Raw genomic sequence first — 8555 nt, 5'->3', positions numbered from 1 at the left:
GACAAGACGCTTACCGAGCGCACCGAGGCCCTTACCAGTGTTGTCGCCGAAAGCGCGGTAACGCTCGACAAGACGCTTACCGAGCGCACCGAGGCCCTTACCAGTGTTGTCGCCGAAAGCGCGGTAACGCTCGACAAGACTATGAGCGAGCACACCGAGGCATTCACAAATCTGGCTGCCGAAAGTGCTATTGCCCTGGGACAGACGTTCACTGACAAGACCGCCGAGCTCACAAACCTCGTGGCCGAAGGTGCGGTTGCACTTGAAACAACTCTGACGGAGAAAACACAGGCCTTCACCAACGTTGCAGCCGAGAGTGCCGTCACGCTCGATAAGATGCTCTCCGAGCGAACCGACACGCTGAACACTGTCATTACCGACAGTGCAGTAACGTTGGATCAGTCGCTGAGCGAGCGCACGACCGCCTTCACTAATGTTGTGGCCGAGAGCGCCGTGACACTTGAGAGAACGCTGCAAGATAAGACTGACGGTCTCACCAATATTGCCGCCGACTGTGCGGTTACCTTCGAAAAGACGCTTGCTGATCGGACCGAAGCGCTGACCGCCACCGTTGCCGCGGGAACGGCCAAGCTTGGTGAGACAATTGCCCACCACACCGACGCCCTCACGGGAATTGTCGCCCAGGGCGCTGTCAGTTTCGACCAAACACTGCAGGACCGCACATTGGGCTTTGCCGCTGCCGTCGAAGAGCAAACCTCTAAGGTTGACAAGGCTCTTGCCGATCGCACGGCGCAGTTCACGTCAGCGGTCAACCAGGGCGCTGTCGCGCTCGACAAGACCTTGGCGGAGCGCTCCGATACCTTCACCCGGCTCATTACAGGCCAGGCCGACGCTTTCACGCAGACGCTGCTTGAACGCGCTAAAGGCTTGGAATCATCGATCACCGAGCAAGCACAATCGTTCGACACGGTCATGAACGAACGCGCTCAATACGTAATCAATGCTCTCGCGGAACGGTTGAAAGTCATCGAGACTGCGTTTGGTCAGAATACGGCCGAAACGGACAAGATGCTCGGCGAGCACACGCGTATGGTTGGCCAGGTCTTCTCCTCGCAAACCATGCAGCTCAACGAGGTCCTGGCGAACAACTCGCAGATGATGCAGCAAACCGCTGAACAGGTCGGCGCGCAGTCCACTGAGGCCGTCAACATTCTGACGAGTCAAACCGGAACGCTGCGTGAGGTGTCTCGTGGGCTGCTCGATCAGATTCATGGTCTCACTCAGCGCTTTGAGAGCCAAGGACAAGCGATCCTGACCGCAGCGAAGGCGCTCGATTCATCCAATGCTAAGATCGACTCAATCCTTGAGGGCCGCCATCAAGCCATCATCTCTCTCCTCCACACGGTGAACACCAAGGCGCAGGAACTCGACGGCATGATGCAGAACTATTCCGGTCTCATGGAGAGCGCCCTCACCCACGCAGAGGAACGCGCGAAGCAGCTCACCACGTCGCTTAGCAACGAAACGAGCGGCCAGGTTCAGCAGACCCTCGGCCAGATCCAAAAGCTCCGCGACGAGGCGCAGGCTCATACCGCACGCGCGGTCAGCGACCTCAAGGGTAACTTCGACACGGTGATCACGCAGGTGGGCCGTCAGCTTGAGCAGATCCGGGGTCAGTTCGACAATACCTCGCGCGGCATGCGGGAGCAGGCGCAGAAGACTGCTGTGGATCTCGACTCGCTTCGCCAGAACATGCAGTCCCGCTTGGAATCCATGCCCGACCAAGCCGCTCAGGCGACAACAGCCATCCGCAAGGCTCTCAACGATCAGCTGCGTGAGATTGAGGCGATGACGCCGAACTTGACCCAAGCGGTTTCACAAGCCGCGTCCGTAGCGGCGACACAAGCGGCGTCCAGCGCTGCTACGCAAGCCGCAAAGGACGCCGCAAGACAAGCTGCGACTGAGGCGGCAACGGTTGCCGCATCTGAGGCCGCAAAACGCGCGGCGTCTCAGGCTGCGAGTGAGGCGGCTCAGCAGGCAGCATCTCAGGCCGCGACACAGGCTGCATCACAAGCAGCAAGTGAAGCAGCCCAGCTGGCAGCATCGCAGGCCGCGACACAAGCAGCGACGCAAGCTGCGAACGAAGCGGCCCAACAGGCCGCAACACAAGCGGCTAACGAAGCAGCACAACAGGCTGCAACGCAGGCGGCGACACAAGCAGCTAATGAAGCGGCTCAACAGGCAGTCTCGCAGGCGGCTTCTCAAACCGCTCAGCTTGCGGCTGCAACGCTTGCCCCGCAGGCCCCATTTGCAGAGGCCCCACCCGTTGCTAGGCCACCCGCCGCTGACCCTCTTGGCTCGGCGCCGCTGACGCTAACTCCCGAGCCAGCCCTACAGCAGCCCGTTCCACAGCAGCCACCGGTCCAGCAGGCACCGGTCCAGCAGCCGTCTCAGGCCCCATATACACCGCAACCTGAGGAAACCCGGCCGGCGGCGGATGACTTCGGGCTCGCGCCAATGCCTAGCTTCGACGCTCAGGGGCGCCAAGTGGCGGGCACTCAAGAAGCCACCGATTTAGACCAGGCTGCCGGCGGCTTGCCTCCGCAGGTGTCCGGCGGCCAAGGCGGCCAGGGTTGGGCTCCTGCAGAAGCAGAGCCGCGTGGCGGCTACGCCTCAACTGGCGCGGGCCAGCTTCGCATCGACGAGCTCGCGCGTTCGATCGACATCCGGACAGCCACGGAAGTCTGGTATCGGATGCGGGCCGGCGAACGGGGCGTTCTCGGACGTCACATCTACACCTATGAAGGTCAGACCACGTTCGATGAGATCTCGAACCGATTTGAGCGCGACCCTGAGTTCCGCAACACCGTTGACCGATATGTCGCCGACTTTGAACGCTTGCTGGCTGAAGCGGAACAATCCGATCCAACCGGCAACATGCTTCAGAACTATCTGACGTCGGAGACTGGGCGCGTTTACCTGCTTCTCGCGCATGCGAGCGGTCGGCTCCAGTAAACACGGCAAGACGGCGGGCAAGCGGAGTCAAAGTTCCGCGGCCCAACTCCCCCATACTAATGACCCCCTCCTCCTTGTTTGTGAGCGAGGGGGTTTTCTTCTACTTAAGAACCGACGGGAGCGGAGCAAGCGACAGTCGAAAAGCCCTGGGAGGCGCTTGGCGCCGCGCACCTATAAGCCAGTCACTTGAGCGTTTGCGGTTACCGGCGCTGTGCTGTGCCGCCTCGCGATCCACCGAACAAGAAGCTGGCCGGGTTAGCTTCGAACTTCCTGAGAACCCGGTCCATCGTCGCGGCCGTCCGGCGCGCCTGCTGCATCGCTGCGCTGAAGTCTTGCATGCCCTTCTTCGCCTCAAGCGCTAGCTCGTCCAGGTTCTTGTCGAGCTTGTCCGTGATCTGACTGAAGTCCTCAGCGCCAGCACGCAGATCCACGATAGCCTGCTCGATTTCCTCGTTCTTGCCTTCCAGCATGGTGGTCACCGCCTCGACATTCTTCATCGTGTCGGTGATTTGTTGCTCATTCGCCACAACAAGAGCATCCAAACGCTTGATGAAAGCGTTCGCCGTATTGAGCGCGGCCGGCGCCGCCTCGAAAATGCCAGCGCCCGCCATCGGCGCCGCTCGGATTGTTGGGATCGGCACGGCTTCCGACGCCAGGAGCAGCGGTGACTCTGGGGACCCCGGTGAAATCTCGACGCCGCTTCCACCGGCCAGTCCCATGGACTTGATGGTCGCGAGTGAATCCTCGCGGATCGGCGTATCGTCCGTCACGCTGATGACAACGCGAACTTTGCGCGCGTCTTGCGGATCCAACTCAAAGGATTGGACTTCCCCGACTTTGATGCCATTGAAACCAACGCGAGAGCCCGTCGTCAGACCGGCGACCGAGCTATCAAAGATGATCTGGTAGCGGTTGCCGCCCCCAGCGATGTTGGCGACCCAAAAAACAAACATGAAGATGAGCGCAAGCGCACCGAGGATGAAACCGCCGATCATCAAGTAGTTGGCTCGAGTTTCCATCGGATCCTCTTAATGGGCACGCGCCGGTTAGCCAACCTCGCGCCGCTCAGCCTCGGGGCTCGCAGCGCGGGCTCGCTCGCCGCAAAAATAGTCCTTGATCCACGGGTGGTCAGGCTTGGCTTGAAGCTCCGTGGGAGACCCCGTCCGGACAATCCTCTTGTCTGCCAGAACCGCCACCCTGTCACATACAGTGAAGATGGTATCAAGGTCGTGGGTCACCATATAGACCGTGAGGCCAAGTGTCTGTTGTAGCTTCCGAATAAGATGATCGAATTCTGTGGCACCAATCGGGTCGAGACCAGCAGTGGGCTCGTCCAGAAACACAATTTCGGGATCTAGGGCAAGTGCGCGTGCAAGACCCGCACGCTTGCGCATGCCTCCGGACAGCTCCGACGGAAATTTGTGGGCGGCCTCAGGCTTCAATCCCACCATAGACAGCTTGAGGAACGCGAGATCGTCCATCATCGCCTGGGGAAGATTCAAGTGCTCACGCATGGGAACCTGGATGTTTTGCAAAACCGTGAGAGACGAAAATAGTGCGCCGTCTTGAAACAAGATGCCCCAGCGCTTTTCGATCTCAAGCCGTGCTGCGGGCGTCAGCTTGTGTTCCTCTTGCCCGAATAATGTGACAACGCCGTCGTCGGGCTCAACCAAGCCGGTAATCACCCGCATCAACACGGACTTGCCTTGACCCGATCCACCCACAATGGCCAAGATCTCTCCCCGATATACATCGAGGTTGAGTGACTCCCAAATCTGATGAGATCCGAAACTCTTGGCGAGTGAGCGCACGCGGATCACGATCTCTCGTCCATCTTCAACGATCACTGGCCAATCCCCGCAAGGAACATGGCAAAGATGCCGTCAATCACGATCACTAGAAAGATGGCCTTAACCACAGCAGCGGTCACATGGGTGCCCAAAGACTCGGCACTGCCTTGCACGCTCAATCCCTCAAGGCAGCCAACCAACGCGATGATGACGGCCGCAAAAGGCGCCTTGATCATGCCAACCATGAAATGGCGGAAGCTGACGATCTCTTGCAGCTTGTCAACGTAGAGCGGTGGATCGAGCCCCAGCATGACCCAAGCCATGACACAGCCGCCCATGAGCGCCGCGATATCTCCCATGAAGGTGAGGAGCGGCAAGGCTACAACAAGCGCCGCGACGCGTGGCAGGACGAGCGTATTGATCGGATCGATACCAAGCGTACGCATTGCGTCGATTTCTTCTCGCATCTTCATGGATCCGATCTCAGCGGTAAAAGCCGAACCGGATCGGCCAGCGACCATGATGGATGTCAGTAGGATGCCAATCTCTCGAAGGGAGAGGATGGCAACCATGTTCACGGCCATGACCTCAGCACCGAAATAGGAGAGCTGAACCACGCCCTGCTGCATCACGACCGCGCCGATCAAGAAACAGATCAAGAAGATGATGGGCAGCGCGCGCAGACCCGCGTAGTCGAGGTGATGGATGAATGATATTGGCCGAAACCGCCAAGGCTCCCGAACAAGGCGTATTGCGGCAACGGTGACCTCGCCAAGAAACGCGGTCAACGCAACGGTGTCTCTCCAAACGCTCGATGCGCTTGTCTTCGTTGTTTCGATAAACTGTTGAAGTGGCGAAATCTCATCGATCTCGGGCAACTCGCCCTGACCGCGTCGATGCACTTCCTCGATAAGAATGCGAAAGCTGTCCGTCGCCCCCGCGTAACGTGTCTTCAAGCCGCCACGCTGCCAGGCCGCCGCTGTTCGTTGCAGGAGCCAAGCACCAGATGTATCGATCTCAGCGATGCCCGAGATGTCCATCTCGCCGGTGAACTCAGATGTCGGCGGGATCGGCACCTTCAGGCGCCTCAGCTCTTCGTCGAGAACACCAGCCTCGGAAATCGTCCAGGCGCCTGTCGCGACCAACCGGAAAGTCGTCCCACGCAACTCGACCCGAAATCCGGGAGCTTCGGTTTCGGTCTGGAGGACGAATTGATTATCGCGCTTTAGCATGTAAGGGCTTGGCCTGGCTCAGAAACTAAGCTTCTTTGTGGCATTCGGCTCAAATTGCAACAGGACCGTTTTGGCCGAAAACAATGGAGAAATAAAGCTACGATGGCATGCGAACGGGCCGGGCGTATCGGCGACGGCAAGCCATTAACCCTTTCAGTTCAGGTGCAACACTGGCCTATTCGCGGGCAATTTGCCATCGCACGCGGATCGAAGAGCGAAGCAGTCGTCGTCCTTGCGGAGATATCCGAAGGCACCGTGACCGGTCGTGGCGAGTGCGTCCCTTATGCTCGCTATGGTGAGAGCATCGAGGGCGTTGTTGCTGCCATTGAGGCTCTTCGTCCGGCGCTCCAGCAAGGCCTCGATCGTCAACGCCTCCAACAACTGCTGCCACCTGGCGCCGCGCGCAACGCAGTCGACTGCGCGTTGTGGGACCTCCACGCCAAACAGGTACGTTGCTCGGTTGCGGAACTGGCCGGATTGACGCCTCCGGGCATCGTTCCAACAGCCTACACAATTTCCCTTGGAGATCCTGACGTCATGGCCGCGCAAGCACGCCAGGCCTCACAATACACACTACTGAAGCTCAAGCTGGGCGGCACCGACGACGCTGCCCGGATGCGCGCGGTCCGCGATGCAGTGCCGGCATGCCGCCTGATCGTCGATGCGAATGAGGGGTGGCGCGCGAACCAAATTCATCGACTTCTCGCAGTGGCAGCCGACTGCAACATCGAGCTTGTCGAACAGCCTCTTCCAGCAGATCAGGACAGTCTGCTAGCCGACGTCTCTCATCTGGTACCGATCTGTGCGGACGAGTCGGCCCATGACTGCACCTCGCTTGAGCGACTGATGGGGCGCTATGACGCGGTCAATATAAAGCTCGACAAGACAGGCGGTCTGACTGAGGCACTGCGCATGACCGAACAAGCACGCACGCAGGGCCTTAAGATCATGGTGGGCTGCATGGTGGCGACGTCACTTGCTATGGCGCCGGCAATGCTGGTCTGTCAGCATGCAGACTGGGTCGACTTAGATGGCCCGCTTTTGCTTCTTCGCGATCGAGAACCCGCGCTGACATACAAAGCCGGAGATGTCTATCCGCCCTTGCCTGCACTTTGGGGCTGAGCCGAGGGCTTTGGGTCGGCGACGACGATTCCGCCGTGCCAACGTTGCCGAAGCACCATCGCCGCCAGGGTCCCGATCCCTGCGACAAATGCCATGGCTGCATAGGCGTCGCCCCCAAAGCGCTCATAAAGCGGCCCGCAGGCAAGTGTAGCTGTTCCCATTACAAGCCCTGCAACGACCGCCGAAAAGACGCCTTGGGCTGTCGCCGCACGATCCTCGGGAATGGCATGGGTCAGAAAGTGGATCGCGGCAAGATGCGCGGCGCCAAAACTCATGGCATGCAATGTCTGCAGAATTGCGGTTGCCCAAAAGGGTGGACCGAACGCCATGAAGCTCCAACGCAGCACCGTGAGGAATCCTGCCAAGACAAGCAGCCGCGCCGACCCGATGCGCCCAATGATCCGTCCGGACACGGCAAACAACAGAACTTCCGCAATGACGCCGATCGACCACAACATGCCGATCGTCCCACCAGAAAAACCTTGCGCCTTCCAGTGAAGCGAACCGAACGCATACAGCAATGCGTGACTTCCATGCAGGAGGCTCGTGGCCACAAGGAACAACAAGAAAAGTGGTGATCGCACGAGCGCAACAGCGTCGGGCAAACGCAGATGTCGGGTGTCGTTTTCCTTGTTGGCTATGGTTCGGTTTGGTGCGGCCAAATCGCGGGGGATGAAGTAGGTTCCGACGATCATCAGAACCGTGGCCCCCATTAGCAAAGGCACGACAAGCTGTGCCCCGACTTGCTGGATGACGACGCCCACCCCCAGGCTGGCGGCAATGAAACTGAGCGAACCCCAAAGTCGGACCTTGCCGTAGTCAAGCCGGGCGCGCCGGATGCCTGTGATCGCGATCGTCTCGGTCAGGGGCATCAGCGTGGTTGATGCCAGAGCAACGAGGAGCATGGCCACGAACATCTGCCAAAAGCCGCTCGAGACCCACAGCGCCCCGTATGCCAAGAGGGAAGCCCAGGCGGATATGATCAGGACGAAGCGCCTGTCGCCCAGGCGGTCCGCAACAAAGCTCACCGAGGGCGCGATAACGATGCGGCCGAAGAGCGGTGTGGCAAGCAGAATGGCGATTTGGTCTGGCGTGAAAGCGCGCGATGCAAGCCAGACCGGCAGGTAAGGCAGGTAGCAGCCGATGATTAAGAACAAAAACGCATAGAGAAAGCCCAAACGCCAAGCAAGCGAGCGGTCGCTCGTCTGAGTTTTGTTCTCCGATGAGGCAATACCGAACATAACCGCTTGGGTTCCCTCTGAGACGATGACCAGTTTTGGGCAACGTTCTCTTGCACAATTTTAGCGCATGCTTTTCAAATACTTAGCCTCGATCTGCGGAAAGATTGCTCCCAGCCCTTGAAAGCAGAATAGGCCTTACCCACTTACGGCCAGACGCAAACTTCCCCCAACGCGTCCCCCAAACTGACGCATGA

Annotated in this window: 6 protein-coding genes; 2 read left to right on the top strand and 4 right to left on the bottom strand. The window is 59.3% G+C overall.

The window, feature by feature from the left end:
* Positions 1–141: 141 nt before the first annotated feature.
* Positions 142–2976: a hypothetical protein gene (locus AC33YF_RS04560; RefSeq protein WP_491776017.1), complete on the top strand. Its 2835-nt coding sequence runs from the start codon at positions 142–144 to the stop codon at positions 2974–2976.
* 200 nt (positions 2977–3176) lie between these two features.
* On the opposite strand, the gene AC33YF_RS04555 is transcribed toward AC33YF_RS04560, so the two are convergent.
* From AC33YF_RS04555 to AC33YF_RS04545, 3 genes are read right to left on the bottom strand one after another with little or no spacing between them, the layout of a single operon-like run.
* Positions 3177–3995, bottom strand: coding sequence for an MlaD family protein (locus AC33YF_RS04555; protein ID WP_491776016.1), 819 nt, complete (start codon positions 3993–3995; stop codon positions 3177–3179).
* A 27-nt stretch (positions 3996–4022) separates the two neighbouring features.
* Positions 4023–4823: an ABC transporter ATP-binding protein gene (locus AC33YF_RS04550; protein WP_491776015.1), complete on the bottom strand. Its 801-nt coding sequence runs from the start codon at positions 4821–4823 to the stop codon at positions 4023–4025.
* Positions 4820–5998, bottom strand: a complete 1179-nt coding sequence (locus tag AC33YF_RS04545) for an ABC transporter permease (RefSeq protein WP_491776014.1) — start codon at positions 5996–5998, stop codon at positions 4820–4822. Before AC33YF_RS04545 ends, AC33YF_RS04550 begins: the two co-directional genes overlap by 4 nt.
* Positions 5999–6100: 102 nt before the next feature.
* Between AC33YF_RS04545 and dgcA the strand changes: the two genes are divergently transcribed.
* Positions 6101–7120, top strand: coding sequence for an N-acetyl-D-Glu racemase DgcA (gene dgcA, locus AC33YF_RS04540; protein ID WP_491776013.1), 1020 nt, complete (start codon positions 6101–6103; stop codon positions 7118–7120).
* Here dgcA and AC33YF_RS04535 read toward each other — a convergent pair.
* The gene (locus tag AC33YF_RS04535) at positions 7090–8361 is read right to left on the bottom strand and encodes an MFS transporter (protein WP_491776012.1); all 1272 of its coding nucleotides are present in this window, start codon (positions 8359–8361) and stop codon (positions 7090–7092) included. The two genes, dgcA and AC33YF_RS04535, sit on opposite strands and share 31 nt — an antisense overlap.
* Between the last annotated feature and the right edge of the window lie 194 nt (positions 8362–8555).

Source organism: Methyloceanibacter sp. (genome assembly GCF_058506495.1).
The sequence above is the reverse complement of the archived record's forward strand: the minus strand, read 5'-3'. Positions and strand labels throughout refer to the sequence as shown.

Bases quoted from the DNA above. Each gene is read 5' to 3' on its own strand.
- dgcA (WP_491776013.1), top strand. From the start codon at position 6,101: ATGGCATGCGAACGGGCCGGGCGTATCGGCGACGGCAAGCCATTAACC.
- AC33YF_RS04535 (WP_491776012.1), bottom strand. From the start codon at position 8,361: ATGTTCGGTATTGCCTCATCGGAGAACAAAACTCAGACGAGCGACCGC.
- AC33YF_RS04545 (WP_491776014.1), bottom strand. From the start codon at position 5,998: ATGCTAAAGCGCGATAATCAATTCGTCCTCCAGACCGAAACCGAAGCT.
- AC33YF_RS04555 (WP_491776016.1), bottom strand. From the start codon at position 3,995: ATGGAAACTCGAGCCAACTACTTGATGATCGGCGGTTTCATCCTCGGT.
- AC33YF_RS04560 (WP_491776017.1), top strand. From the start codon at position 142: ATGAGCGAGCACACCGAGGCATTCACAAATCTGGCTGCCGAAAGTGCT.